Annotated in this window: 24 protein-coding genes; 9 read left to right on the top strand and 15 right to left on the bottom strand. The window is 45.0% G+C overall.

Going from position 1 to position 25,355, the window contains the following annotated elements:
- Window positions 1-141: 141 nt before the first annotated feature.
- Window positions 142-1,620: a recombinase family protein gene (locus AAEO50_RS07095; RefSeq protein WP_341982009.1), complete on the top strand. Its 1,479-nt coding sequence runs from the start codon at window positions 142-144 to the stop codon at window positions 1,618-1,620.
- On the opposite strand, the gene rlmD is transcribed toward AAEO50_RS07095, so the two are convergent.
- Both rlmD and AAEO50_RS07085 read right to left on the bottom strand, forming a co-directional pair.
- A complete protein-coding gene (gene rlmD, locus AAEO50_RS07090; RefSeq protein WP_341981933.1) occupies window positions 1,617-3,029 on the bottom strand; it encodes a 23S rRNA (uracil(1939)-C(5))-methyltransferase RlmD in 1,413 nt (470 codons plus the stop codon). The genes AAEO50_RS07095 and rlmD overlap by 4 nt on opposite strands.
- A gap of 15 nt (window positions 3,030-3,044) precedes the next feature.
- Window positions 3,045-3,914, bottom strand: coding sequence for a DNA-3-methyladenine glycosylase (locus tag AAEO50_RS07085; protein ID WP_341981931.1), 870 nt, complete (start codon window positions 3,912-3,914; stop codon window positions 3,045-3,047).
- 116 nt (window positions 3,915-4,030) lie between these two features.
- Here AAEO50_RS07085 and AAEO50_RS07080 point away from each other — a divergent pair, with 116 nt between their 5' ends.
- Window positions 4,031-4,471, top strand: coding sequence for a DUF4362 domain-containing protein (locus AAEO50_RS07080; RefSeq protein ID WP_341981929.1), 441 nt, complete (start codon window positions 4,031-4,033; stop codon window positions 4,469-4,471).
- Between the two features lie 52 nt (window positions 4,472-4,523).
- On the opposite strand, the gene pdaA is transcribed toward AAEO50_RS07080, so the two are convergent.
- The 7 genes from pdaA to AAEO50_RS07045 all read right to left on the bottom strand — a co-directional run bounded on the left by pdaA (window position 4,524) and on the right by AAEO50_RS07045 (window position 12,366).
- Window positions 4,524-5,297 (bottom strand): delta-lactam-biosynthetic de-N-acetylase, encoded by a 774-nt coding sequence (pdaA, locus tag AAEO50_RS07075; protein WP_341981927.1) that lies wholly within the window; start codon window positions 5,295-5,297, stop codon window positions 4,524-4,526.
- 206 nt (window positions 5,298-5,503) lie between these two features.
- Window positions 5,504-6,064, bottom strand: coding sequence for a DUF4825 domain-containing protein (locus AAEO50_RS07070; RefSeq protein WP_341981925.1), 561 nt, complete (start codon window positions 6,062-6,064; stop codon window positions 5,504-5,506).
- A gap of 154 nt (window positions 6,065-6,218) precedes the next feature.
- Window positions 6,219-6,401: a hypothetical protein gene (locus AAEO50_RS07065; RefSeq protein WP_341981923.1), complete on the bottom strand. Its 183-nt coding sequence runs from the start codon at window positions 6,399-6,401 to the stop codon at window positions 6,219-6,221.
- Window positions 6,402-6,441: 40 nt separating this feature from the next.
- Entirely contained in the window at window positions 6,442-6,876 is a 435-nt protein-coding gene (locus AAEO50_RS07060; RefSeq protein WP_341981921.1) for an NUDIX hydrolase, read from the bottom strand.
- 158 nt (window positions 6,877-7,034) lie between these two features.
- Window positions 7,035-8,588, bottom strand: a complete 1,554-nt coding sequence (locus AAEO50_RS07055) for a fumarate hydratase (protein ID WP_341982007.1) — start codon at window positions 8,586-8,588, stop codon at window positions 7,035-7,037.
- Between the two features lie 620 nt (window positions 8,589-9,208).
- Window positions 9,209-11,617: a YheC/YheD family protein gene (locus AAEO50_RS07050; RefSeq protein ID WP_341981919.1), complete on the bottom strand. Its 2,409-nt coding sequence runs from the start codon at window positions 11,615-11,617 to the stop codon at window positions 9,209-9,211.
- A 563-nt stretch (window positions 11,618-12,180) separates the two neighbouring features.
- Window positions 12,181-12,366: an SE1561 family protein gene (locus AAEO50_RS07045; RefSeq protein WP_341981917.1), complete on the bottom strand. Its 186-nt coding sequence runs from the start codon at window positions 12,364-12,366 to the stop codon at window positions 12,181-12,183.
- Between the two features lie 116 nt (window positions 12,367-12,482).
- Here AAEO50_RS07045 and yfkAB point away from each other — a divergent pair, with 116 nt between their 5' ends.
- Window positions 12,483-13,610: a radical SAM/CxCxxxxC motif protein YfkAB gene (gene yfkAB / locus AAEO50_RS07040; protein ID WP_341981915.1), complete on the top strand. Its 1,128-nt coding sequence runs from the start codon at window positions 12,483-12,485 to the stop codon at window positions 13,608-13,610.
- A gap of 110 nt (window positions 13,611-13,720) precedes the next feature.
- Here the strand turns inward: yfkAB and AAEO50_RS07035 are convergent, their stop codons facing one another.
- From AAEO50_RS07035 to cax, 3 genes are all read right to left on the bottom strand, one after another.
- On the bottom strand, window positions 13,721-13,900 hold the full coding sequence (locus AAEO50_RS07035) for a hypothetical protein (RefSeq protein WP_341981913.1): 180 nt from the start codon (window positions 13,898-13,900) through the stop codon (window positions 13,721-13,723).
- A 180-nt stretch (window positions 13,901-14,080) separates the two neighbouring features.
- Window positions 14,081-14,896: a YfkD family protein gene (locus AAEO50_RS07030; protein ID WP_341981911.1), complete on the bottom strand. Its 816-nt coding sequence runs from the start codon at window positions 14,894-14,896 to the stop codon at window positions 14,081-14,083.
- Between the two features lie 318 nt (window positions 14,897-15,214).
- Window positions 15,215-16,273, bottom strand: coding sequence for a calcium/proton exchanger (gene cax, locus AAEO50_RS07025; protein ID WP_341981909.1), 1,059 nt, complete (start codon window positions 16,271-16,273; stop codon window positions 15,215-15,217).
- Between the two features lie 141 nt (window positions 16,274-16,414).
- On the opposite strand from cax, the gene AAEO50_RS07020 reads away from it, so the two are divergent.
- Window positions 16,415-16,834, top strand: a complete 420-nt coding sequence (locus tag AAEO50_RS07020; RefSeq protein ID WP_341981907.1) for a pyridoxamine 5'-phosphate oxidase family protein — start codon at window positions 16,415-16,417, stop codon at window positions 16,832-16,834.
- 199 nt (window positions 16,835-17,033) lie between these two features.
- Here AAEO50_RS07020 and AAEO50_RS07015 read toward each other — a convergent pair whose 3' ends face one another.
- Complete coding sequence (locus tag AAEO50_RS07015; RefSeq protein WP_341981905.1) at window positions 17,034-17,420, bottom strand: OsmC family protein; 387 nt, start codon at window positions 17,418-17,420, stop codon at window positions 17,034-17,036.
- A gap of 127 nt (window positions 17,421-17,547) precedes the next feature.
- Here AAEO50_RS07015 and AAEO50_RS07010 point away from each other — a divergent pair, with 127 nt between their 5' ends.
- Both AAEO50_RS07010 and AAEO50_RS07005 read left to right on the top strand, forming a co-directional pair.
- Window positions 17,548-18,729, top strand: coding sequence for an MFS transporter (locus tag AAEO50_RS07010; RefSeq protein ID WP_341981903.1), 1,182 nt, complete (start codon window positions 17,548-17,550; stop codon window positions 18,727-18,729).
- A gap of 217 nt (window positions 18,730-18,946) precedes the next feature.
- Window positions 18,947-20,869 carry a heavy metal translocating P-type ATPase gene (locus AAEO50_RS07005; RefSeq protein ID WP_341981901.1) on the top strand — a complete coding sequence of 641 codons (1,923 nt, stop codon included), beginning with the start codon at window positions 18,947-18,949 and terminating at the stop codon, window positions 20,867-20,869.
- A 106-nt stretch (window positions 20,870-20,975) separates the two neighbouring features.
- Here AAEO50_RS07005 and AAEO50_RS07000 read toward each other — a convergent pair whose 3' ends face one another.
- Both AAEO50_RS07000 and AAEO50_RS06995 read right to left on the bottom strand, forming a co-directional pair.
- Window positions 20,976-21,551 (bottom strand): ATP-binding protein, encoded by a 576-nt coding sequence (locus tag AAEO50_RS07000; protein WP_341981899.1) that lies wholly within the window; start codon window positions 21,549-21,551, stop codon window positions 20,976-20,978.
- 260 nt (window positions 21,552-21,811) lie between these two features.
- Window positions 21,812-23,017 (bottom strand): MFS transporter, encoded by a 1,206-nt coding sequence (locus AAEO50_RS06995; RefSeq protein WP_341981897.1) that lies wholly within the window; start codon window positions 23,015-23,017, stop codon window positions 21,812-21,814.
- A gap of 710 nt (window positions 23,018-23,727) precedes the next feature.
- Between AAEO50_RS06995 and AAEO50_RS06990 the strand changes: the two genes are divergently transcribed.
- From AAEO50_RS06990 to AAEO50_RS06980, 3 genes are all read left to right on the top strand, one after another.
- Entirely contained in the window at window positions 23,728-24,087 is a 360-nt protein-coding gene (locus tag AAEO50_RS06990) for a winged helix-turn-helix transcriptional regulator (RefSeq protein ID WP_341981895.1), read from the top strand.
- A 221-nt stretch (window positions 24,088-24,308) separates the two neighbouring features.
- Window positions 24,309-24,680 carry a MarR family transcriptional regulator gene (locus AAEO50_RS06985; RefSeq protein WP_341982005.1) on the top strand — a complete coding sequence of 124 codons (372 nt, stop codon included), beginning with the start codon at window positions 24,309-24,311 and terminating at the stop codon, window positions 24,678-24,680.
- A gap of 20 nt (window positions 24,681-24,700) precedes the next feature.
- The gene (locus tag AAEO50_RS06980) at window positions 24,701-25,336 is read left to right on the top strand and encodes a nitroreductase family protein (protein ID WP_341981893.1); all 636 of its coding nucleotides are present in this window, start codon (window positions 24,701-24,703) and stop codon (window positions 25,334-25,336) included.
- Window positions 25,337-25,355: the final 19 nt, after the last annotated feature.

Below are 25,355 nucleotides of genomic sequence, written 5' to 3'. Positions count from 1 at the left end.
GTTTATAAAACCTATTCACTTTACCTAACTTCATGACTAGGTAATTGCTCTAATACGGTTAAATACTTCTTAATACGTCAAAATTAATTCAAGGTAAACACTACTACATCTCAACCAAAATAACCAAGGAGTTGAGATGCTATAAAATGTGCAGTATACATCCGTGTTTCCACGGATAAGGAAGAGCAAAAGACTTCTCTGGAAAACCAACAACGTTTCTTTTTCAACATAATAGCAGATAGAGGATGGGACTTATACCGCTTTTATGTTGATGTTGAGTCAGGAACCAATGACAAAAAGCGTGAAAACCTACGTCAATTAATTGAGGACGCCAAGGGTAGAAAGTTCGATATTATCCTTTCAAAGGAGTTATCCCGTCTAGCCAGAAACGGCAAACTGTCATATGAAATTAAAGATGTCGCTGAAAATAACCATATTCACATCATTACATTTGACAATGCCATTAACTCTTTAGAAGGAAACAGCCATATGTTTGGTTTATATGCCTGGATGTATGAACAAGAGTCCCAACGTACCTCAGAGCGAATCAAGGCTGCATTAAGTACCAAAGCAAAAAAGGGTGACTTTAATGGTTCCAATGCTCCATATGGATATAAGCTGAAGGATAAAAAACTCTATATAGCTGAAGATGGAACGCCAGATGTTGTTAGGTTAATCTTCAAGATGTATTTATCCGGAAAAGGTGTTGACTCAATAGCGCGACATCTTTCCAATAAGGGATTTCCTACTCCAGCAGCTGTGGCTGGTAAAAAAAACGCTGGGAGGTTCTGGCACGGTTCAGCTATTAAGTTTGTTCTTAGCAACCCCCATTATGTCGGCGATTTGGTTCAAGGAAGAGAAACAACCAGAAGTGTAACATCTACTAAAAGAGACAGTGTTCCTACAGAAAAGCAGTACATCAAGAAAAACACTCACCTTCCCATCATCTCACGTGAGGAGTTTGAAGCAGTACAAGCTTTTATGAAATCACGGAAAAAGAACAGAACTAAAGGCAAGGTACACTTGTTTACAAATTTGCTTTTTTGCGCTGATTGTGGGACTGGAATGTGGTTTAAGCAAAATAGACAAGGGTATATTTGTGGGAGATATTCCCGACATGGGAAGTCAGCTTGTACTCATCGAGCGATAAAAGAAGAACTCCTAAAGGAACGGGTCCTCCAAGATGTAAAAATAGCCAATCGCAAAGTGGACAAAAATAAGTTACTAGAAAACCAAAAAAAAGAGGCTGTTCAAAAAAACAATGAAATAAGAGATAAGATAAAGCAAATCGATGTCGAGGTTAAAGAAATCGAATCAAAAAAGAAACGATTCCTTGACATGTTTGCTGATAATCTAATCACTCATGGAGAATATAGGTCAGCGGCAGATGATTTGGTAGAAAAAGCTAATCAATTGAACATAAAAAGGAGTGAGCTAGGCGCTTCACTCCAATTTAAGGATATTGCCGAAGATGCTCTCTTATTAAGGAAGACCTTAAATAAGTTCGCTTCTCACAATGAAGTAACAGAAGAGATGCTTCACTATCTTGTCGAACGAATTGATATTGACAAGAATGGCAAGCCTCTCATAACTTATCGTTCACCTTTAATGAACAATTAATCTTCTCTCAAAATTAACTGCGACACACACTCCACATGCGCCGTCTGCGGAAACATATCCACCGGCTGCAAATATTCAACAGTGTACTGCTTCTTCAAATACTCAATATCCTTTGCCAGTGTCGAAGGGTTGCAGCTCACATACACAAACTTCTTCGGCTTCACTTCTTTGATTGTATCAAGGAACTTCTGATCGCAGCCCGTACGCGGGGGATCGACGACGACCACGTCCGGTCTCCAGCCTTCTTTTTTCCATTTCGGCATGAGCTCTTCGGCACTGCCGACGAAGTATTCTGCGTGATTGACTCCGAATCGTTCAGCGTTCTTTTTGGCGTCATCGATACCTTCTTTAATCACATCCATACCGCGGATTTCTTTTGCTCCGTCAGCAAGCCACAATCCGATTGTTCCCACTCCACAGTAAGCATCGACAACCTTTTCTTCTCCCGACAGCCCCGCTGCTTTTTTCGCTTCGTTATAAAGCTTCGAGGTCTGGGTCGGGTTTAGCTGGAAGAAGGCACGTGCGGATAGTTCATACGTGAACTCATCCAATCGCTCTTCAATGCTTTCTTTTCCGGAAAGATGAACCGTTTCATCTCCAAAAATGATGCCTGTTTTCTTCGGGTTGATGTTCTGTGCAATCGAAACGACTTCAGGCAGACGTTTTTCAATCTCTGAAATCAACAGCTCCTTGCGTGGGATCTTTTTCTCCGAAGTAACCAGTACGACCTGTACCTGTCCTGTTTCGAAACCGACGCGCGTCACGATCGTTCTAAGGATCGGCTTCTTCTTTTTATCATCAAAGACAGGGATGTTAAAGTCGTTGATGATTCGCTTGATTTCGGTGGTGACTTTGTTCGTTGCCGAGTGCTGGACGATGCATTCGTCAATGTTGATCAGCTTGTTGGAGTTCATGCTGTAGAGGCCGGCGAATGCTTTTCCTTTATGGGACTCCACTTGGAACTGGCTCTTGTTTCGGTAGTGCCATGGATTGTCCATGCCGATCGTCTCACGAACATCCAGTTCGTCCAGGTTCAGTTTTGTATGACGTTCCAGGGACTGAATGACGATATCGCGCTTCGCTTCAAGCTGACCTTCATAGGTAAGATGCTGAAGCTGGCAGCCGCCGCATTCTTCGTAGACGAGGCAGGGTGCCTTTGTCCGCTGCGGTGATTTCTTTCGGATTTTCTTGATACGGGCTTCGGTGAATTTCGGATGCACCTTGGTGACTTCGACGACGACTTCCTCACCAGGCAGGGCACCCGGTACGAAGACGATTTTCCGTTTAAAGAATCCGATGCCTTCACCGTTGATGCCGATCTTTTTTATCGTAAGCGGAAACTGCTGTTTCAGCTCGATTTTCACTTCATTATTGTTGCCTTGCCTATTTTTCGTATATTGCTTTTTCATTGATTCACGTCCGTTCTATTCGATACTTCTCCATAAATACAGGGATGCATAGCTTAAATAAGGGTTCCACGGCGAGCTGAATTGTTCAAGCTCTTCTTGGGTGGGCTTCCGGTCCATTTTAAATAAAAGTTTGATGGCGTTCTGAATGCCGATATCTGCTGTTGGAAACAGATTCGGGCGGCCGAGGCCGAACAGCAAGTAGCTTTGAGCCGTCCATGGTCCGATGCCGCGGATTTTTGTCAGCTCTTTAATGATGACTTCATCCGTTTCGTGAAGAAGTGCGTCCAGGTTCAACTCACCGCTCGCAACCTTCTGCCCGAGGCCGATGACGTACTCCGCTTTTCGTTGTGAAAATTGAAGCTCTCGCAATTCTTCCACTGTGAGCCCGGATGTTTTTTCAGGCGACGGGTAAAACCAGACGCCGTCCTTTTGCCAGCCATAAGTCGTAACGAACCGATGCGTCAGCGTGAATGCGAACTTCAGGTTGAGCTGCTGATGGATAATGCTTTTCACAATCGTGGCAAACGGATCGAATTCAAGGATGATCGGCGTACCGATATGCTCCTCGAAAATTGGCTTCAGCTCGGTTTGCAGAAAGTGCTCGTGCACGTCGTGAAGACCGATATGCCACTGAAAAATCTCTGCGATCCGGTTGTGCTTCTGTTCAAGATTATCTTCGTTTTCAAACGTAATCGCAAACTCTGGATCGTCCGTCGTGCCGGTGGCCTGTACTTTGATGACCTCTCCTTCGCCATGCGCGAGATAATATGGGACCTTCACGCTGCGGTCTTCCTTGTCTACTGCATTCAAAGGATCCAGCGACAGCCTGTCCAGCACCCGGTCGAAATCATACGGCCCTTCAATCCTAACATTCCTCGTAACCATTATCCTCATCCCTCCGCGTCAAAACTCGTATGTGTATTATAGCATATGGCGGGTGTAACACTTCAACGTTACGGTACGTCTATTATGGTAGAATCAGGTAAAAGGGGCTGATGGGTGTGAAAAAGTTGATCGCTGCCATATTGCTGCTTGTGTTGCTGGCTGGGGGTTGTGACGAGCCGGGGGACCAGGCTGGGATGGAAGTGGGGAAACCGGTCGAGGACTATGAACCAAATGAAACGGATATCGTGGATACTCATGGGAATGTTGAGAATCTTGAACGATTCGGGGACTTTTATGAAAATGTGCAGAATGGTAAGAAAGACAATATCCGGATTGTCTTCTATACAGAAGAAGGGGATCCGATCCTGCACGACATCCGTTTCGACGGTAAAGTATTCAAATCGGTAATGGATACACGAAGAGATAAGTTTGGAGACGGAAAAGTGCAAAACTTTACCTGCAAAAATATCGAATACACTAATGGTGAAATGGCTGACAATGTGTACAGACTTATAGATTGCGGTAATGATCCCGAAGCCATTATACTTTGGTACTGAATTACTAACGTACAGAGGGACGGGCCTTTAGCAAACTAAAGGCCCGTCCCTCCTATTTCATTGCAGGATGTTCATCCAGGCTTTTGAATGTGTAGCCGCGTTTTTTCAGATCTTGTATTGCTTTTTCCAATGCATCAGCGTTGTCTTTGGACACCGTGTGCAGCAGGATGATGGCTCCCGGATGGATCTGGGCCATGATGTTGTCGTAGGAGTATTGCCATCCGCGCTGTTCATTTGTTTTCCAGTCGACGAATGCGAGTGACCAGAAGACGTGGCGGTAGCCTTCCTGCTGGGCGATTTGCAGCGTGCGTTCGCTGAAGACGCCACGCGGCGGACGAAGGTATTTCATTTCTTTCTGTCCTGTCAGCTCGGCTGTTTTCACTTTGACCTTTTCAAGTTCTTCCCGGACACGCTGGTCGGTCGTCGCGGTGAAGTCAGGATGATGCCAGGAGTGATTCCCGACGATATGCCCTTCTTTCACCATTCGTTTCACAAGGTCATCCGCACTGAGCAGATAATGGCCTGTGACGAAGAATGTGGCCGGAACTTTTTCTTTTTTCAGCACATCAAGCACTTTTTCTGTGTAGCCATTTTCGTAGCCGTTATCAAATGTGAGGTAAATGTCTTTTTTATCAGGGGAACCCTTATAGAAAGCACCGTATTTCTCAAGCAGGGCGTCATGCGAAGACCCGGCTTCAGCAGGTACTTCATCCCGGCTTTTCTTGAAGCCCCAGCCAATCGGATTATTCGAAACGGCTTCAGCCTGGGCGGGCAAGATCAATAAGAAAAGCGCTGCAATCACTAGGATTTTCAATACTTTGATCATAATAACCTTCCTTCTCTTGCTTTTCCTTTAGTTTTTGAGAAGTTTGAGGTTTCATGCTTACTAAAAGTATCCAAATTGTTAGTCCTTCATGCTCGCGGCAGATTTTTCGCTCGAAATACTTACATAATTGCTCGAATTCAGAGATTTATGCTCGATTTGTCGATTTTTCTCTATTTCTTAATGAGGATTCAAAGTGCTGCTATCTTCTATTGAAAAGCCTGATACTCCTCAGAAGCCAATTCCTTCAATTTCGATTTATTTTTTTCAATGAACTGTTTTACCGCTTCTTCATCGTTCACATCAGGATAATCCTTAAATTCTTCTTTCAGTTCTTTCTCGATCTGCTCTCTCGTGACTTGAACCGTGGATTCGTCAATCGTAAACTCAAATCCTTTTGCATTCGGCACTAAAAGCGTCAGGTAAATGGCATTATAATAGAAGTTCTTTTTATCGATATTCTTCCCATTGAACCAGTACTCGTTCATTTGTTCTTCAGAAATCTCGGAACCCTCTTCATATCCATATGTAACCTTGATCTCTTCACCGGACAAATCAATGCCTTTCACCGTTTCACCGCCGGCAAGACTTTGTACGATACTATTTACCTTACTATTGTCCCCGACATAGGTGCCTGTCATTTCTTTTATTTTTTCTATCTCTACATTGTCGATCGTCTTGATCTTCACTTTGTTGTCAGGTTCAGCGCATGCAGCTAGCAGAAGTACGGCTGCGACCATGATCATGATGATTGTTTTTAACTGATTCATACAATCCCTCCACTCCTCCGTAGTATAATGGATATGGCGTTTTATGGAAAGTCTCTTTGGTCTTAATTTAGATGATTGCTGGATGATTTATTCCTGAACCACACTGAAAAAGACGCAAAGGATGAAAAACCCGCTGCGTTTTCTTTCGTTCGCTTTACTGACCAGTGCTCCCGCCAGAATCACGATGACTGCCCATCGAATAATTCTGGTCCTCCCCCGGCTTCTCACCAGGATTGATCCCCGGGAGATGGTTGGCATCCTTTCTTCTTTTCCTCCTGACATCAATCAGATAGGCAAAGAGCAGAATGCCAGCGATCATGATCCAGAACCACCACATGAACATCGCCCCCTTTTTTATAAACCTATGTGAGAATAACTTAAAACTCTACATAAAACGGATGAGTCTCTTCATCCAGACAGTACTTGATTCTCTCCTTGAAATTCGAATGACTTACCATTTCCAGCGCCTGATCGATTGGAAAAAAACTGACCTCCAGGCTCTCTGAAGAAGTGGTCGGCGTCCCTCCGACGGGCTTCGCCAAAAATAACGTGTTGCAAATTGACTTACCCACATTTTGAAAAATGCCGCAGAACTTCGTGACCTCAACCACAATTCCGGATTCCTCGATGGTCTCCCTGATGGCTGCCTCCTTCATCGATTCTCCTTCTTCCACCTGTCCGCCAGGCATTTCCCATCCCCTTCTCGGACCTTTGATCAACAGCAGCTCCCCCTGCTCATTGATGACAATCGTTGCAGCCGAGACGATATGTTTCGGCGGTGTATATGTATGTGTACCGTGATTTGAACTCATTCAGCTTCCCCCATCCTTTTTGTTTCTTGCAAAACAATACCCTTATTTTACCATAAGCAGAACACGAAATATCAAAAAATCCCCAATATAATCGTATAAAAAAACGTCCCGTGTTTAATAACACGAGACGTATACTGAAGCCAGAAAGCCTCAATTCCTTATTTAAAAACCGGCTCCTTGAACTGCGCCAATTTTTCCAATGATGATTTATCCACTTCTTCGTGAAGGGAATTCCCATGAGAATCCATCGTCACAACCGCAGTGAACCCTTCTACATTCAAGTGCCACATAGCTTCAGGGATACCGAATTGCATCAGGTCGACACCGTCTACACCCTTGATACAGTCAGCGTAGTATTGAGCGGCTCCGCCGATTGCGTTCAGATAGACACCGCCATGCTCCTTAAGAGCAGCGAGTGTCTTCGGACCCATACCGCCTTTTCCGATGACCGCGCGAATGCCGAAACGCTTCATGATGTCCCCTTGGTAAGGCTCCTCACGAATCGATGTTGTCGGTCCGGCTGCTTTCACGTGCCAGTTGCCTTCGTCGTCCTTTAGCATGACCGGCCCGCAGTGGTAAATGATCTGTCCGTCAAGGTCGACAGGCGCATCATTGTCACTCAAGTGTTTGTGGATCGCATCGCGGCCAGTGTACATGCGGCCGTTGATTTGAACGACGTCTCCCACTTTCAGTTCACGGATCTTTTCTTCCGTGATCGGAGCTTCCAATACTACGACGTTCGGCTTTTCACCAGAATCCGCAGCAGCGGTTTCAAGTTCTGCCTGAGACCCTTCCGTAAGGTCGATCTTATCGCCTTCCTGATAGAACCACTCATCAATGCCGCCATCCTCACTCAGCTTCACACCAAGGCGTCTGAATGCCCAGCAGTTATATGCAACGGAAACGAAGAAGCTTGCCGGGATACGATTCATCACGCCGACCTTACAGCCGAGAAGCGTCGTTTCCCCGCCGAAGCCCATCGTCCCGATGCCAAGTTCGTTCGCATTGTTCATGACATATTCTTCGAGTTTACGTAAGTCTTCATTCGGATTCACATCATCAACCGAACGGAAAAGCTGCGCCTTTGCAAGATCATATCCAGAAGAACGGTCTCCCCCGATGCCTACACCGATGAATCCTGCGCTGCAGCCCTGCCCCTGCGCCTGATACACAGAATGCATCACGCACTTTCTGATCCCGTCAAGGTCGCGCCCAGCACGTCCAAGTCCTTCAAGCTCACAAGGGAGACTGTACTGAATATTCTTATTTTCACAGCCTCCGCCCTTCAGAATCAGGCGTGCATCGACATAATCCTTCTCCCATTGCTCGAACTTAATGACAGGCGTACCAAGGCCCAAATTGTCACCTGAGTTTGCGCCAGTCAATGAGTCAACCGAATTCGGGCGAAGCTTACCGTCTTTAGTCGCCTGTACCATTGCCGCATAAATCGCATCTTTGATTTCCAGCTGATTCACACCGACCGGAGTCTTTATTTTAAATGTAGGAAGACCTGTATCCTGACAAATCGGAGATACATTATCATCCGCCATCTTTACGTTATTTGAAATCGTATCAAGGCTCATCGCCGCCCGCGTTCCCGCGTTTTCACGCTCTTTCGCAGAACGGATCGCCCGGCGCACATCCTTCGGCAGGTTCGTGGACGTTTCCACGATCAAGTCATACATACTTTGCTGCAATGTCTCTTTATTCATCGTTCTTCCCCTTTCCCCTCTACCAATCAAATTGATCAAACGATTCAACTTTTTCACCCATCATTATACTCCTATAAGAATCGGATTGAAAGGGATTTCAAAAAGGAAATTCCTTTTGGAAATAACACGATAAGGTTGTTGCTTTAAAGGGAAGGTTACCAACCGGTTTCTCATTTGATAAAGTAAAATAAGGCTGGGTCAAAAGTGTTTTAGACCTAGTAAAACCCGAATTAATTCGCCGTCCAGTTGGCAATTTAGTTCGGGTTTTTGTTTAAATCTAGATTTAGATGTTAGCTCTTTCCAGCGGTTGATTGGAGTGCAAGACGAAGACTCCTGCTGGAAAAGTAGCTTATAAGAAAAGCGGAAGGGCTTTGCTCAGAGGCGTGGGGCATAAGACGAATCGGCCTAGAAGGCGCTCTTTGCCTTCTTGGCTGGTTTGGCTTATGACCTGTGCCTCTAAGCCCTGCAGCTAGACATGTGAGACCCCGCAGGCTTGCCAAGGAGGCTCACGGGCTACCCGCGGAAAGCGAAGTCTTGCACGGAAATCATTAGCGGTGTTAGAGACTGTTTAGAATGTTCGTCTTTAGACCGAGGTTTTATAGTTTTGTCCAAACCTCATTTTATTTAAATTTAGTCAATGATTTTGCATATTCCAGTGGCGTTGGCAGGATATTGGGAAGAACGGATCTTTCATCTTCTTCTCTAAAGGCTTTAATTTCAGCAGCGTAGTTGACTTGAACCTCTAGTAAATATACGTGCAGGTTTTCATCAATCACAAAATCAATCGCTGTATCGCCAAGATGCATGGATTGTTTCTCTAAAGTCTTTAATACGGTGATGCATAGATTCGAAATATCCATAATTTTTTCCTCAGCCTCAAGCTGAGATAAGCCATAAAATTCTTGCAGGGCGACTAATCCAGGTACGACACGATTTCGGTTTTGAGAATTTGAAATGATGCTTCCTTTATTCGCAACCTTTGTTTCCAGCCCTGAATATTTCCATTTCTGAGTACCATCCTTTTGAATATACATTCGGAAATCAACTTTCTCTCCAGCAGGATTCACCGAAACGATTTCTTGTTGAATGATATATTCCTTGTTTTCAACTAGTTTCTCATTTAAGCAGTTATTTAAAGCTTTTCGGGAGGCAGCCTTCTCTTTTCCCCCGTCTCGGTCGGTAACAACAAAATGATTGTCCACCTTTTTAATGTGAAGGATACCGTTCCCGCCAGCTAAAGTGGAAGGCTTGATATAAGCAGAATCGTTTGTCTGAAGAAAACGAAGGACGCTGTTAATGTTTTTATATTTGCTTGTCAGGGGCAATGCATCTTTAATATTTGAATTTCGCGACATGATATTCCAAAAATCCAATTTGTTTGTATTCCCATAAGGATAATTAAATATGGTATCTCCCAGTTTTCGCTTAAAATATTGATATCTACTTTCTCTTAATGGAACTCGGTTAAAAAAGGAAGAGGGATACGGAAAGACTCCTGATTTAAAGGAATTTGATTCTTGATCAAAGTAGAAGCCCGACATGGTTTGGTGTTGGTAGTCAATAGTAGTGGGATTAAACAGAAAGATCAGCCCCCCAATTTTTTCGTACTGAGACAAACGGAGCAGCTGTTGAGGGGGATCATCCATATATCTTTGATAAACATTGATTCCAATGATGGGACCTAAGAAAAGCTGGGCATCCTCAATAATCACTTCATATGGGACGGAAGGAATCGTTATGCCGTTTTCTAACTCAGGAGACAGACGTATTTCACCATGAGCAAGTTGATCGTTCAGCTTTATCTTGTAAACTCGCGTATATGCTCCAAAGTGGAAGGAAATCCGGTTTGATTTGATCCCAATTAGATCATAGGTTTCTCTACTAAGCATCAATTGATTTTTTCTTATGCTGTCATCGAGATTAATAGTAAACATATAACGATGTTTCATCATTTTTACCGTGTCGTCCATCTTCATGGCGCTCGATCCTTTAACGAGTACCATATCATTTTTCGTTAATAGCTGCTTTAATTGGTTGTGAAGTTCATCACGAGATATGAAATGCTGTGCATTTAAAGGTGGAAATCCACTTTTAATGGCGGCATCTATTACCCATTTTGAATCTTGTCCAAAAGTGTAGATGTAATTGATGTTTCTTTTGACTGCATACTCTCCTACTTCTATATGCCCCTCCTTTGAATAGTTACCTAGTTCCAACATATCTCCCAGAACTAAAATTTTCTTCTTACCTTTCCCTATACTATTGAGAACATCAATTCCTGCTTTGACTGAATGCGGATTGGCATTTGCTGTATCATCAATTAGTAAGGAGTTGTTTCTTAACGGAAACCGATTTAAACGTTTGATAGGGATCGTAAAGTTTTTTAATCCCTTTCTAATTTCGGCTGCAGTGAAGTGAAGTTCATGACAAATGGCAATAGCAAATAAGGCGTTGTAGACATTATGAATACCAAAGGTAGGAATGAAATACGGCTTCTCTTTTCCTTTAAATAGAACCGTGAACTCCATACCGTCCTCCGTATAGTGAATATCAGTTGCTTGATAGTCTGCTTTCGTATGAATTCCAATTTTGATGATGCTCCCCTTAAACGAGTGAGTATCAAGGAGTTCAGAGTTTCTATCATCTCCGTTGAGAAATAATTGTCCATCTTGCTTCATCCGTTTTATTAAACCTGATTTGTTTTTTGCAGTAGATTCATAGCTGTTTCCTAAGCTTCCATAATGAGCAGTACCGATATTGGTTATGACAGAAATGTTGGGCTGTAAATACCGGCAGTGTCTCTTTGCGGCGTCAGGCTTTCCCATTCCCATTTCCAGTACCATTGCTTCACAAGAAGAATCGTATCTATTGGCAATATTTCTTGTGTTATAAGGCAGGTTCTTATTCCCAATCGACTTTAGGATTTTCCATTTGGATTCTACAATCGAAACAATAAATTCTCTTGTAGTTGTTTTTCCCGTACTTCCCGTAATGGCTATTGTGGGTATGTCCAAAACAAGTGGTTTCATATTTTCCCCTCCAAAAGAACTATATATTGTAATTTATGTTTATTGATCATAAGTGTGTGTGGTCGGAAATCCTATTTTATGGTAAAAAGTTCAGAGGGGATTTTATATATAACACACAGCTTGTTTGAAATATGGTTTCATCCAAAAACTAAATCAGATAAAAAAGGATCAAATCGCACCTGATTTGATCCTTTTTGCCTGAATATCTCCTTTAATGGAACCACTGTTATGTATTCTATTTAGCTAAAACCGGCGTATTCTTTTAAAGGAGCAGGATAAATTGTGACATGGTTCATCATTTTCCGGGAAATATCGATAGGTTTTTTTGTTGTGCCAGGAACAAATTGCCAGGATTGTGCCAGGCACAAACTGCCTGAATTGTTCCTGGCACAATTTCATCGGAACGTGCCTGGCACCAATTACCTCATCTGAGCCAGGCTCAACATTCGCAATTTGAGCCTGGCTCAGACTATCACTTTTGACCCTGGCTCAAAACCCGTATCCCCAGCCTGACTCAACTCCCAAAGTAATTCCAAATAAAAAAAGAGCCCAATCCAGGACTCTTATTCTTCACTCTTCTTAAACTGTTCGCATTTCGTCTCTATGTCATCGATCATTGAAATCAAACGATCGATATCTTCAACATCAGCCTGTTCAGGGTCGATGGAATCCAACACATCGACAAACAGGTTCAATCGCTGTTTCAGGTAATCAACCTGTGAGTTCTTATCGTCTACTGCTTTGCCCAACGGTATCTCTCCTTTCATACCTATCTTATGGTAACCAATAACTTTCGTATTGACAAGGGGTACTCAGTTTTCAATAATGAGTTAGTGACTTATGTGCAAAGGAGTTTTTATATAATATGAAACCAACCATTCTCTCCAAGCAAATGTCGATTGATCACGATCCTTGGGAAGCTTACCTCGATGTTGAGGATCATGGCGGCATCACGCTCTCAAACATTGAATTTACAACGACGACGCTTTGCAATATGCGCTGTGATCATTGCGCAGTCGGCTACACACTGACGCCAAAGGATCCTGATACCCTTCCGATGGATACCGTTTTTGCACGGCTTGATGAAATTACGACGCTCCGTTCACTTAGTATAACCGGCGGCGAGCCGATGCTTTCAAAGAAATCGGTTGAACATGTCGTACTGCCGCTGCTCAAATACGCACATTCAAGAGGCGTACATACGCAAATCAATTCCAATTTGACGCTTGATTTGGACCGCTACTTATTAATTGCCCCGTATTTGGATGTTTTACACATTTCACATAACTGGGGGACGACGGATGAATTCATCGATGTCGGATTTGCGAATATGGAGCGGAAACCAACACGCGAGCAGCGCAAGAAGCTGTTCGAACGCATGATTGAAAACAGCCGCGCATTGTCTGAAGCAGGCGTACTCGTCTCAGCCGAAACAATGCTGAACAAGAATACCCTTCCCTATCTGGAAAAAATTCATCGCCAAGTAGTCGATGAAATGAAATGCGGCCGGCATGAAATTCATCCGATGTATCCATCAGACTTCGCTTCCAGTCTCGAGACATTATCGTTGGAAGAAACACGTACAGCCATAAAAGACATCCTGGATTTCCGGGATGAGAATGTATGGATGTTATTCGGGACGCTGCCGTTCTATCCATGCAGTTCATCCGAAGAAGACCGAACATTACTGAAACAGCTGTATACTGCGAAAAACGTAAGTGTCCGCAACGATCCCGACGGCCGCTCCCGGTTGAACGTAAACATCTTCACTGGCGACGTCATCGTGACCGACTTCGGAGACACGCCGCCGCTCGGCAATATTACAAATGATTCCCTCCCTGACATTTTCGATAAATGGCAGGAACAGCCGCTTGCGCAGGAATTGAACTGCCACTGCCCTGCAGCCCGTTGCCTGGGGCCGAATGTATTGGTGAAGTCCATGTATTATAAAGATGTTGATTTTTCTAAAAGAAAAGCTCTCATCCATCGATGACCATATGGCTCAGCTTCTGATTGAAGCTGGGCTATTTTTAACAGAAATACATCACGCCCCGTATAAATAGAACAAAAAAAACACCCCGGAACAGGAGATCCGAAGTGTTTCTATTTCGATGGTTTGTTGTTGATGGGTGCTGTTTCACGGGCAGGTTTCTCAAATGGCTGCTCACCTAGTCCGTATCGTGTAATTCGCTCAGCATAATACTTTGCTCTTCTCGAACCGAACCAGATTCTCATCGCTGTCGCCAAAACCAAAACAGCTCCAAATACTAATAAATATTCCATGAAAGTATCCCTCCTTTATTTAGAGTATTCTGAATATTATAACATATATCACAAAAAATAAAAAGTAAATAGTGGAGATATTTATATACCACCTTTCGACACGTTCTAAACCTTTTCGCCAAAAATTATTAAAGGCCCTCCCTTTACCGCATTAAATCGGCGAGGGACGGGCCTTCTTTTTTATCTTGGCGTTTCACTGGCCATGAAGCCAAAGTGAATGTGATCCTGGATCGGTATCCATGCTCCGACTCCTTGGGAAGTAACGTTCTTAACGACAACTGAGCGTTTGGTACCTTTCATCTGCAGGTACACCTCACCGTATGTCACCTTGCCTTTTTCATTGATGGCAGGTGCATACGCGTAAAGATAGCCAAGTCGTTTCGGAGAAATATTATAAACCTGGCTTTTTTTCGTCCCGGCGCCCACAATCGTTTGGAAAGCGAGCGGAAGCTGTGAATTCTTCATTGCCTTGATCATCATCATCTTTTCTACATCTTCAGCGTGGGGGACCTTTGCCGTCAGGCCGCCTTTAACGACTTTTTGTGCTTCTTGAACATAGTGGATTTGATAGTTGCCTTTTCCACCTCGGTTATCATAGTAATTCGTATTGATCTTCTGGTATTCCCAGTTAGGGGATGTTTCGGTTGAAGCATAGTTCAACGGCCACTCGCCCAAATAGATGGTTGCACGCAATCCGATTGTCGGCGCCTTATTTATCGAAGACTCATTCAGGATGCGAATCAGGTTCGGGTTTTCAATATCAACATTGGCCGTATCCAGCAGCTCTTGAGTAAAATCACTCGGCTGCAGATAAGGCTGATCCTGCGTCGAATTCGGGTATGTGTTTTCCTTAGCGATATTCAGAACGGAATTGGGAATCGTCACTTTTGAAGAATCCGTTTCTTTTTTCGGAGCAGGACTCTTTTCGGCGTGTGTGCCTGAAGCAGCAACAGAGAATGCGAGAATGAACATAAGAACGGTACGCATTAATTTCATGGGATAGACTCCTTTCAACTTTTACTTTAAGGGTTTGCCCTTAGTTTTTTCCTAGTTGCAAAAGCTTATCCAAGAAATAATAAAATCCCGTAACTGAAAGAATATTTACAAAATTCAATAAATATTTTATAATGAAGAGAACCTGGAGGGCTGTCAGACATTATGGAACGCTGACAGTTTTTCATAATCTATTTCCTATTTCCCAAAAAAACAGCGGGTCCCATTCGGGGACACCGCTGTTTTTTTGTCGAGATATTCGACAATTATCGTCTTTCTTATTACCGTCCTTCTCATTCCTTCCAAGTAAATCTCCAATCCCTACAACAGGTAAAATCCGATTCCCATGATAAAGTAAGCAGCCAGCAGCGTCAGCCCTTCAAACCAGTTCGTTTCCCCGTCGTTCGAAATGATGATTGTGACGAGCACGGCTGATACCATCGCAACCAGCTCCGGCAGAGTAAAGACGAGCGGCATACTCGTTTCGAAGAACAATGAAATGAACACAAGCACCGGCGCGACGAACATGGCAATTTGCAGGGTGGAGCCCACCGCGATTTCGACGGCGATATCCATCTTGTTTTTATATGCCATAATAATAGCGGATGCGTGCTCGGCTGCATTCCCGACGATCGCTACGATGATGACCCCGATGAACAAATCGCTCCAGCCGAATGTACTGCCGACCTCTTCAAATGTGTGGACAAGGCTTTCGGATACATACGCAACGGCTGCTGTGGAAGCCGCAAGAATGAGAAGTGCCTTCCCTTTACTCCATTCCGGCTCTTCTTCATGAGCATGCTCCCCATTCCCTTCTTCATGTTGATACACCCCGCGGTGGGTCACAAGTTTGAAGAAAAGCGCGAACAAATAAAGTGCGATCAGAATCCCAGAAACACCGAGACTCATCGTCATCGTGGCCGCTTCATCCATTTCCTGTGCGAACACTTCCGGAATGACGAAGGCGACGATGATCGCAAACATCAGAAGTCCTGAATTGTGGCGGGCATCAAATACATTGAATTTTTGTCTTTTGAATTTGATTCCCCCGACGAAGAAGGAAAGTCCCGCCACCAGCAGGAGATTTCCAAGTACGGAACCTGTCAGTGACGCGAGTACGACACCGATCAGCCCTGCTTTTAATGCAAAGATAGAGATGATAAGTTCAACTGCATTTCCGAATGTGGCATTTAACAGCCCGCCAATCCGCGGACCTGAAATCACGGCCAGACTTTCCGTCGCCCTCCCCATATAGCCTGCGAGTGCAATAATCGTCACGCAATATACGCCAAACATCATGACAGTCGGCCAGTGAAGCAGACTTCCGGTGACGGACAATGGAACGCCGGCCAATACAAGAATCAAAAAGATTTTATTCACAGCGCAGTCCTCTTTTCATGATAAATATTTGTAAGGTCCCTTACTAGTTTATGGAGAGTGAAAATTTTTTTGCCAAGAAACTCATGAAACCAACAAGAAAAGCCACATTAATAGATAGAACTATTTCAGGAGGTACCTTTCATGACAAACACGTTAAAAGATAAAGTAGCAGAACTGTTTTCCCACCACAAAGTCGGGACACTGGCAACCATCCGTGACAGCAAACCGTATTCACGTTTCATGATGTTCAATAATGAAGAGCTTACTCTCTATACAGCCACAAATGAGCACGCCCATAAAGCCGAGGATATCGCACAGAACCCGAATGTTCACATCTTACTCGGATACGACCGCGACTCCGATCATGAGCACTATGTAGAGATAGAAGCGAAAGCATCTGTAGAGGAATCGGCTGAACTAAAGAAGAAATTCTGGTCAGAAAAGCTCAAGCACTGGATAGCAAGCCCGGAAGACCCTGAATACATGCTGCTCAAACTCACACCAGTCACCATCCTCTACTATGAAAAACCAGGCAAAGAACCGCAGGAACTGACACTTTAGCATAGTGAGGGACGGTCCTTTAGCGCATTAACGCAGTCTAGGACGTGCCTTCGATGGCATTTAATCCGGCCTGCGCTCTGGCATCTGACAGTGCTACCACTTTATTCCCTCTTCTCATTAGAGTTGAAACCTAAAAAGAGACGGGCCTTCCGGGGAATGGTAATCCCCCGGAAGGCCCGTCCCTCGTTGCATCAGCGCGTTACTGCGTGACGAGTTCGAAGGTTTCTTCGATTTTGATGGAGTCCTGTACGGATTGGACCATGGAGCAGTTTTTGCGTGTGAGCTTCATGGCTTTTTCGATTTTCTTTTCGTCCAGGTTCTCTCCCTTGATCGTGAAATGCAGTGAAATTTCTTCCACGCGGTTCGCTTCGTCTTCGTTTCGCACGACATCCGCTTTGATTTGGATATCCTCAAATTCGATTCGCATTTTCTCAAGCACCTTGCGAAGGACACCGCCGCTGCAGACAGCTACAGACGAAACCAACAGCTGGAACGGACGGAACCCGTACTCTTCGTTACCGGACACCTCAAGCTTCCCAAACCCCAAATCAGAATAAAAACCGCCTTCTTGCATCTTGAATTCCATTAAACCTCAACCTTTCTCTTCCTTTAGTTGTTTCTCTAGATTTTACTCTATCCGCTCCCCATTGCCAAACAATCAATTCCGGGGTACCATCTAATAAGGAAATTTACTAGTTTAGGAGTTTTTGTAAATGAATCAATCGTTATCCTTCCGCTTCTGGGTACTCGTGGCAATCGTTGCGATTTCAGGCTTCTCACAGGGCATGCTCCTGCCGCTGATCGCGATCATCTTTGAGCAGGACGGCCTATCCTCCTCCTTGAACGGCCTGAACGCCACCGCCCTTTATATAGGAATCTTGCTCGCTTCACCTCTTATGGAAAAGCCGCTTCAGAAAATCGGCTACAAACCGATGATCATCATCGGCGGAATTATCGTCGCATTGTCACTCTTCCTTTTTCCATTGTGGAAATCGTTCTGGTTCTGGTTTGTGCTGCGATTATTTATCGGCGTCGGCGACCATATGCTCCATTTCGCCACTCAAACATGGATTACATCGTTTTCACCGAAAGAGCATCGGGGAAGAAACATATCGATCTACGGTGTTTCATTCGGAATCGGATTTGCCGTCGGCCCGCTGATGGCACAGCTTATTGAAATCAGCCAAGCGCTGCCGTTCATGATCTCTTCATTGCTGAGCTTACTCGTCTGGAGCTTCGTCTTCAAATTGAAGAACGAATTCCCCGAGCAGCAAAATTTGGGCAGTGCTTCGTTTCTGGGATCGTTCCAGCGTTTTGGAAAAGTCCTGAAATATGCATGGGTGGCACTCCTTCCCCCACTCGGCTACGGTTTTCTCGAAGCATCACTGAACGGAAATTTCCCGGTATTCGCACTTCGAAACGGAATATCCATCGAAGCCGTCTCGATCCTGCTTCCCGCTTTTGCCGTCGGAAGCATCATCTCACAAGTCCCATTGGGTATGATGAGTGATAAATACGGGAGACAGAATGTGCTTCTCATCGTCATGCTGATCGGATTCGCGTGCTTTACCGCTGCAGGAGTCGTATCGGAATCGACGCTTGGGTTATTCATCTGCTTCACGCTTGCCGGCATGGCGGTCGGGTCGACTTTCTCGCTCGGCATAAGTTATATGACCGATCTCCTTCCGAAGGAATTGCTTCCTGCGGGAAATATCATGTGCGGCATCTTCTTCAGCTTTGGAAGCATGATGGGCCCGTTCATCGGCGGAATCGTCATCGAATGGTTCAGCGGGCCAAGCTTCTTCTATCTGATCAGCTTGATGATGCTTGTGATTTTTGCAAGCCTGCTCGTATTTTCCCTGCAAAACAGACGCCGGGAACTTACGCAAAATTAATCCGCACAAAACCCTTTTCTTTCTCATATAGATATGGTACTATCAGATTATAATAATTATAAATAAAAAGTTTCTTTAAAAAGTCCATTCCTAACACTTATAGATTTGCTGTCATCCTTAACAGGTGGCAGCTTTCGTCGTTTTATAAGGAGAATGACGTTGATTATTATTCTCATTTAGAAAACTTTATTTTCATTTACAAAAGGAGGAGTACCATATGAGCTCACAATCCAAAGCCCTATCACTCGGAAATCCCAAAGAACAAATCAACTTCCTTGAAAAAATAAAACCCCATGTAGAATTAATTGCAGCGCTTATCAGCGGTGTGTTCATATTACTCGGATGGCTTTTCTCAAAAGGAGATACGGACACCCTCAGCATTATCTTCTATTTACTCGCCTTCGTCGTCGGCGGATTCGCAAAGGCAAAGGAAGGAATCGAAGAGACAATCGAGAACAAGGAACTCAATGTTGAAATGCTGATGATCTTCGCAGCGGTCGGCTCTGCCATCATCGGTTACTGGACGGAAGGCGCGATTCTCATCTTCATCTTCGCCGTCAGCGGAGCACTTGAAACTTATACGATGAACAAGAGTCAGAAAGAAATCTCCGCCCTCATGGAAATGCAGCCCGAGGAAGCGTGGCTCGTGACATCCTCAGGTGAAAAGAAAGTTCATGTTTCAAGCCTTGAAATCGGCGATCACATCCTCATCAAGCCGGGCGAACGAGTTCCGACTGACGGCATGGTCGTAAAAGGAACGACGTCCATTGATGAAGCCGCGATTTCCGGTGAAGCAGTGCCGGTCACAAAAGCAGCCAGCGATGAAGTATTCGCCGGGACGGTCAATATCAACGGTGCCATCACCGTCGAAATGACAAAACCGAGCAGCGAAACGTTATTCCAGAAAATCATAGATCTTGTGCAATCCGCACAAAGCGAGAAGTCCCCTTCCCAGCTGTTCATCGAACGCTTCGAAGGAACCTATGTAAAAGTCGTCCTGGCCGTGGTCTTCCTGATGATGTTCGCACCTCACTTCCTGCTTGGATGGAGCTGGACGGAGACCTTTTACCGCGCGATGGTGCTGCTCGTTGTCGCTTCCCCTTGCGCACTTGTAGCATCGATCATGCCCGCAAGCTTGTCCGCCATCTCAAACGGAGCCCGGCACGGGATTCTTTTTAAAGGCGGTGCGCACCTTGAGAACCTGAGCAACCTTAAAGCGGTCGCGTTTGATAAAACAGGTACGCTTACGAAAGGGAAACCTGCAGTGACCGATACACTGATTGCCGAAGGATTTGACGAACAGGAAGTCATGACCGTCATCGCTTCCATTGAAAATCAATCGAACCATCCGCTCGCTCAGGCTATCGTTGGTCATGTACGCCACGTATTGAAGGCTGGACTCTTTCAGCCGGATTCACTCGAAGATGTGTCAGGCTGGGGTGTCAAAGCACTGGTCGGCGGTTCTGAGTGGAAGATCGGCAAAGCTGAATTTGTCGGAAAAGAACTCGCCGGAAGCTTCATGAACGGAGCATACAGCGGACTGGCATCTCAAGGAAAAACCACGGTGTTTGCCGCTAAAGATGGTGAAATCACCGCATTGATCGCATTAAAAGACGTCGTGCGCAAGGAAACGATCGAGGCCCTCGAATTACTGAAGAAAGAAGGCGTCGAAACGATCATGCTTACCGGTGATAACGAAAAGACCGCAAGCGCCATTGCAAAGGAAGCCGGGGTCACATCTTTCATTGCCGAATGCCTTCCTGAAACGAAAGTGGAAGAACTGAAGAAACTGAAGAACCATTTCGGAACAGTGGCCATGGTCGGCGATGGAATCAACGACGCCCCTGCCCTCGCAACGGCCAACGTCGGCATTGCGATGGGTGAAGGAACCGACGTCGCACTTGAAACCGCTGACGTTGTCCTGATGAAAAACGACCTCACCCGAATCGCTGAAGCTATCAAGCTATCGAAAAAAATGAAGCGCATCGTCCAGCAGAACGTTGTCTTCTCCATCGCCGTTATCATGGTGCTGATTGCTTCAAACTTCCTGCAGCTGCTCGACCTTCCATATGGAGTCATCGGGCATGAAGGAAGTACGATCTTGGTTATTTTGAATGGATTGCGGTTGTTGAAATCTTAAATGTAAAAACTCGCCTGGATTTGCCCGGGCGAGTTTTTCATTTATTCTATGACACGTCAGGATTCAGCTACCCTGTTATTTATCCAGCATTTCTCCTGCCAAATGATTAAACGTCCCCCACTCCTAAACTATGAGCTATCCCCGCTATCTCTTGAATCACACCTTCAACATCCACTTCATCCCTGATGACGAATAAATAGTCCGCTTCTCCTTCGACCGGAGGCATCACGTCATCTTGATCTGAATCTGTATTTTGCCGCGCCAGCACTTCTTCAAAAGTAGTCGCACTCCTAAATATGATTTTACTGCGCGAACCAACTGAAATGCGCTCCTCTAGTACACTGTCAGGCAAATCAAAATTGACCAGGATACTGTTGAAGCCATTTCTGTGAAAATAATCCAGCAGATCCTTCCGCCCGCTCTTGCTTCGGTTTGAGTTGCTGATGATGAGATGACAGTCCGTTTCCTCGACTGCATGGCCGACGATTGTTTTCGTAACGGCATATTTGATAGTGTTCGGCCCTTGTTTTGCCAGTAACTTTTTATAATAAGTGTTGATAAATTCAGCATGACGATCCTGATCGACAACAACGGCGTTCTCCAGTTGCTCTTCCAATTTGTTTGCAAATGTCGTCTTTCCGCTGTGTGTCTTGCCGGCTGTCATGATGACGAAACGCTTCATTCCGCTCCCCCATTCCCCAGTTGTCTCTTTTATACACCGCAGTTGATTTCACTTTTCCCGCACGAGTCTTCGTCTTCCACTCCAATCAACTGCTAGAACCACTCCTTAACGAGCAATAACCTTTGACATAAGCATAAAAAACCACACATGTAACCATCCTTATTTTACCATAAAAGTTCCCGCCAGCAGAACATTTCAAACGACATAGAAAAGCACCCCATGCCATTTCACGAGGCGCCTTTACATCTTATTGGTTTTCTCTACGCAGAAGCCTGCTCCAGCCTGCGCAGCCAAGCCGTCAACAGCACGGCTCCACCGACCATCAGTGCACCGATCCATGGAGTATGGATCAAACCGAGGCCATCAACGATGAGTCCGCCTACGAACGAACCGATGGCAATCCCGACATTGAACGCCGCGATATTCAGGGCTGATGCTACGTTCACGGCAGACGGCACATATTTTTCCGCCAGATTCACGACCAGTACCTGCAGACCCGGTACGTTCATGAACGCAAACATGCCCATCAGGAAGATCGCTGCCAGGCCGACGACCTTGAATGGTGCAGCAAACGTTAACGCAACAAGGATGACCGCCTGGAGGACGAACATCCAGAACAGTGCCTTGAGTGGATTTTTGTCAGATGCTTTCCCGCCGATCACGTTACCGATTGCGACTGCAATTCCGTACACAAGCAGGATGATGCTTACCCATTTCGAACTGAATCCTGTTACATTTTCCAATAGCGGTGTCAGATACGTAAACGCAACGAATGTTCCTCCGTACCCAAGTGCGGTGATTGCAAATGCCAATAATAACTTCCCATTGCTTACTATTTTCAGTTGTTCCTTGAATTTTGCAGGTGGGGCTTCTTTTAAGTCCTTGGGTACGAGAATGGAGCTCGCAATGATCCCGATGACTCCGAGCAGTGCAACTCCCCAGAACGTCGCTCTCCAGCCAAAGGCTTGTCCTATGAACGTTCCAAGCGGCACTCCCGTAACGGTCGCGACCGTCAGTCCGGTAAACATGAACGCGATCGCACTCGCCCGTTTGTGGGACGGTACTAAATCCGCGGCAATCGTGGAACCAATCGAGAAGAAGATCCCGTGAGAAAAAGCCGTGATGAACCGGGCGGCAAGCAGCAGCCCGTAGCTCGTTGACAATGCAGAGACCGTGTTTCCGATGATAAATAAAATCATCAGCGACATGAGCAGCGTTTTCCGGTTCATTTTACTAGTCAAAGCGGTAAGGATCGGTGCCCCGATCGCCACTCCGACCGCATACCCGGATATCAACAACCCTGCAAGTGTAATAGAAATCGAAAAGTCATCTGCAATGGATGACAGTAATCCGACAGGGACAAATTCTGTCGTCCCGATTCCAAAGGCTGAGATCGCCAGCGCCAATAAAGCCGGCGTGCCGCCTTTTGTTTTTGAGTGATTCATTGTATGTGCATGAGAACTCATAAAGAATTCCTCCTTTTTAGTATAAATAGAATGGCATGGCAGTTTATTAAAGCTTTTAATCAGTTTTCAGTTGAATGCAAGTCGGATTGAGTTTAAAAGATTGCTTGAAAGAGCTTGTTTTAGTGTTAATACCGCTCCCTTACTGCCCGCCGGAACAACTTATTATCAAAAAATGGAATTTTATTATCAAAAATCAGGATATATTATCAAAAACGGACAGTTTATTATCAAAAATCCCATTATATTATCAAAGACAAAATACACCCACTTTTCGAAGAGCTAATCGACCTAACTATCCAAACCACCAGGCACGAAGCACATCTTTCTATCTTACATCCGGTACTTACGAAGGCGCCTTCCGCTTTCCCGTGTACCAACATTATGAACCGTATAATTCCATAATGGAATTACGCACTTTAAAGTGCTGTAGGTACCATGAAGTTCTATAGGTACCTGCAAGTACCCTATAGGATGATCCGGAAATTTGTCGTACCATCATAGTACAGGTTCGATTATGAACCCCTCCGAAAAATCTGTGAAGTACGCACTTTCGAGTGGCATAGGCACCACCGGGTAACTATATGGCGGACAATCCGTTATTAGGAAACAGATGAAAGCTTATGTTATATTCATCTGTAAATCATTCAATTAACGCTAACTGACAAATCAGGATATACAGAACGAAAAAATACAAGCAAGGAGGGTTCCCAATGAAAAAATACAATATCCCCGTCGAAGCTGCCCTGGAAGTCATCGGCGGCAAATGGAAAGTCGTCATCCTCTGCCACCTCATCGACAACGGGACGCTTCGCACAAGCCAGCTGAAACGCTTGATGCCGAACATCACACAAAAAATGCTCACGCAGCAATTACGCGAGTTGGAAGCAGACGGCGTCGTCAACCGGATCATCTACAACCAGGTGCCGCCGAAAGTGGAATACGACCTGACCGATTACGGCACCTCACTCACCCCCGCCCTGCAGATGCTCTGCTCATGGGGAGAGCAGCACATCGAAAAAACCGTCTCAGAAGGTGAGGACGCATTAGTCATTTCCGGAGATGATGAATAACCTAAGAACACCCTGATCCCCCATGATTCAGGGTGTTTCTTCATTCAAAAAGCACCCCCTTGTGCATAGAGATGAAATCAAATTTTTGACTTTCAAACACATGTATATTATATTAATTGATGCATCAATGATTGACCCCTCAATTAATAGAGTTCAAGGAGGAAGATGCTTTGTCCACAGAGGAAAAGATTTTAAGGGATATTAATGATATCTATAAGCAGATGAGTCCGAAGTTCGAACGCTGCACCGGCATCAGCCAATCGAGGCTCGACCTTCTTCATAAGCTGATTGAAGTCGGGGAAATCAGTCAGCGTGCCCTGCAGCGGGAAGTGAATATAGACAATGCAGCTGTTACCAGGCATTTGAAGCAGCTTGAAGCCAAAGGAATGGTATCCCGACGCAAGAATCCGGACGACAACCGGATTACTTTTGTTCGTTTAACAACTGAAGGCCGGGAACGAATCGATGCATTATGTCAGGAGAAAAAAGAGTTCATCGCTCAGGTGCTGAAGGACTTCAGCTTCGATGAACAAGATTTACTGTCGGATATGCTCATCCGAATCCAGCACAACCTAAAAAACATCCACTATTAATAACAAAGGAGAAATTCAACATGAATACAACTAGAATCAATGACTTTCAGGAAATCATCACGGGCCGCCGTTCCATCCGTAATTACGATCCAGCCGTCAAAATCAGCAAGGAAGAAATGACTGAGATTTTACAAGAAGCGACGCTCGCTCCTTCTTCAGTCAACCTTCAGCCATGGCGCTTTCTTGTCATCGACAGCCCTGAAGGTAAAGAAACCCTTGCCCCGCTGGCTAAGTTCAATCAAACACAGGTTAAAACATCTGCAGCCGTCATTGCTGTATTTGTTGATATGAACAGCCTCGATTTAGCCGATGAAATCTACGATGAAGCAGTAGAAAAAGGCTACATGCCGGCAGAAGTCAGGGACAGACAGCTTCCGTCCATCAAAGGACTTCTTGATGTAATGCCGAAAGAACAATACAAAGAAATGAACCTGATTGATGCTGGACTTGTCTCCATGCAGCTGATGCTTGCAGCCCGCGCTCACGGATACGACACGAATCCAATCGGCGGCTATGAAAAGGATCAAATCGCAGAAGCCTACGGCATGGATAAAGAGCGCTATTATCCTGTCATGCTGATTTCCATTGGAAAAGCAGCTGACGAAGGATACAAATCCGTTCGGCTGCCAGTCGAAAAAATCACTGAGTGGAAATAAAACGGGGTATCGAACCGTT

The organism is Rossellomorea oryzaecorticis, assembly GCF_038405515.1.
Classification (GTDB): Bacteria; Bacillota; Bacilli; order Bacillales; family Bacillaceae_B; genus Rossellomorea; species Rossellomorea oryzaecorticis_A.
The sequence above is the reverse complement of the archived record's forward strand: the minus strand, read 5'-3'. Positions and strand labels throughout refer to the sequence as shown.

Excerpts from the sequence above, each read along its gene's own strand:
- rlmD (WP_341981933.1), bottom strand. The coding sequence starts at position 3,029 with ATGAAAAAGCAATATACGAAAAATAGGCAAGGCAACAATAATGAAGTG.
- AAEO50_RS07085 (WP_341981931.1), bottom strand. The coding sequence starts at position 3,914 with ATGGTTACGAGGAATGTTAGGATTGAAGGGCCGTATGATTTCGACCGG.
- pdaA (WP_341981927.1), bottom strand. The coding sequence starts at position 5,297 with ATGATCAAAGTATTGAAAATCCTAGTGATTGCAGCGCTTTTCTTATTG.
- AAEO50_RS07070 (WP_341981925.1), bottom strand. The coding sequence starts at position 6,064 with ATGAATCAGTTAAAAACAATCATCATGATCATGGTCGCAGCCGTACTT.
- AAEO50_RS07065 (WP_341981923.1), bottom strand. The coding sequence starts at position 6,401 with ATGTGGTGGTTCTGGATCATGATCGCTGGCATTCTGCTCTTTGCCTAT.
- AAEO50_RS07060 (WP_341981921.1), bottom strand. The coding sequence starts at position 6,876 with ATGAGTTCAAATCACGGTACACATACATATACACCGCCGAAACATATC.
- AAEO50_RS07055 (WP_341982007.1), bottom strand. The coding sequence starts at position 8,588 with ATGAATAAAGAGACATTGCAGCAAAGTATGTATGACTTGATCGTGGAA.
- AAEO50_RS07050 (WP_341981919.1), bottom strand. The coding sequence starts at position 11,617 with ATGAAACCACTTGTTTTGGACATACCCACAATAGCCATTACGGGAAGT.
- yfkAB (WP_341981915.1), top strand. The coding sequence starts at position 12,483 with ATGAAACCAACCATTCTCTCCAAGCAAATGTCGATTGATCACGATCCT.
- AAEO50_RS07035 (WP_341981913.1), bottom strand. The coding sequence starts at position 13,900 with ATGGAATATTTATTAGTATTTGGAGCTGTTTTGGTTTTGGCGACAGCG.
- AAEO50_RS07030 (WP_341981911.1), bottom strand. The coding sequence starts at position 14,896 with ATGAAATTAATGCGTACCGTTCTTATGTTCATTCTCGCATTCTCTGTT.
- AAEO50_RS07020 (WP_341981907.1), top strand. The coding sequence starts at position 16,415 with ATGACAAACACGTTAAAAGATAAAGTAGCAGAACTGTTTTCCCACCAC.
- AAEO50_RS07015 (WP_341981905.1), bottom strand. The coding sequence starts at position 17,420 with ATGGAATTCAAGATGCAAGAAGGCGGTTTTTATTCTGATTTGGGGTTT.
- AAEO50_RS07010 (WP_341981903.1), top strand. The coding sequence starts at position 17,548 with ATGAATCAATCGTTATCCTTCCGCTTCTGGGTACTCGTGGCAATCGTT.
- AAEO50_RS07005 (WP_341981901.1), top strand. The coding sequence starts at position 18,947 with ATGAGCTCACAATCCAAAGCCCTATCACTCGGAAATCCCAAAGAACAA.
- AAEO50_RS07000 (WP_341981899.1), bottom strand. The coding sequence starts at position 21,551 with ATGAAGCGTTTCGTCATCATGACAGCCGGCAAGACACACAGCGGAAAG.
- AAEO50_RS06995 (WP_341981897.1), bottom strand. The coding sequence starts at position 23,017 with ATGAGTTCTCATGCACATACAATGAATCACTCAAAAACAAAAGGCGGC.
- AAEO50_RS06990 (WP_341981895.1), top strand. The coding sequence starts at position 23,728 with ATGAAAAAATACAATATCCCCGTCGAAGCTGCCCTGGAAGTCATCGGC.
- AAEO50_RS06985 (WP_341982005.1), top strand. The coding sequence starts at position 24,309 with ATGAGTCCGAAGTTCGAACGCTGCACCGGCATCAGCCAATCGAGGCTC.
- AAEO50_RS06980 (WP_341981893.1), top strand. The coding sequence starts at position 24,701 with ATGAATACAACTAGAATCAATGACTTTCAGGAAATCATCACGGGCCGC.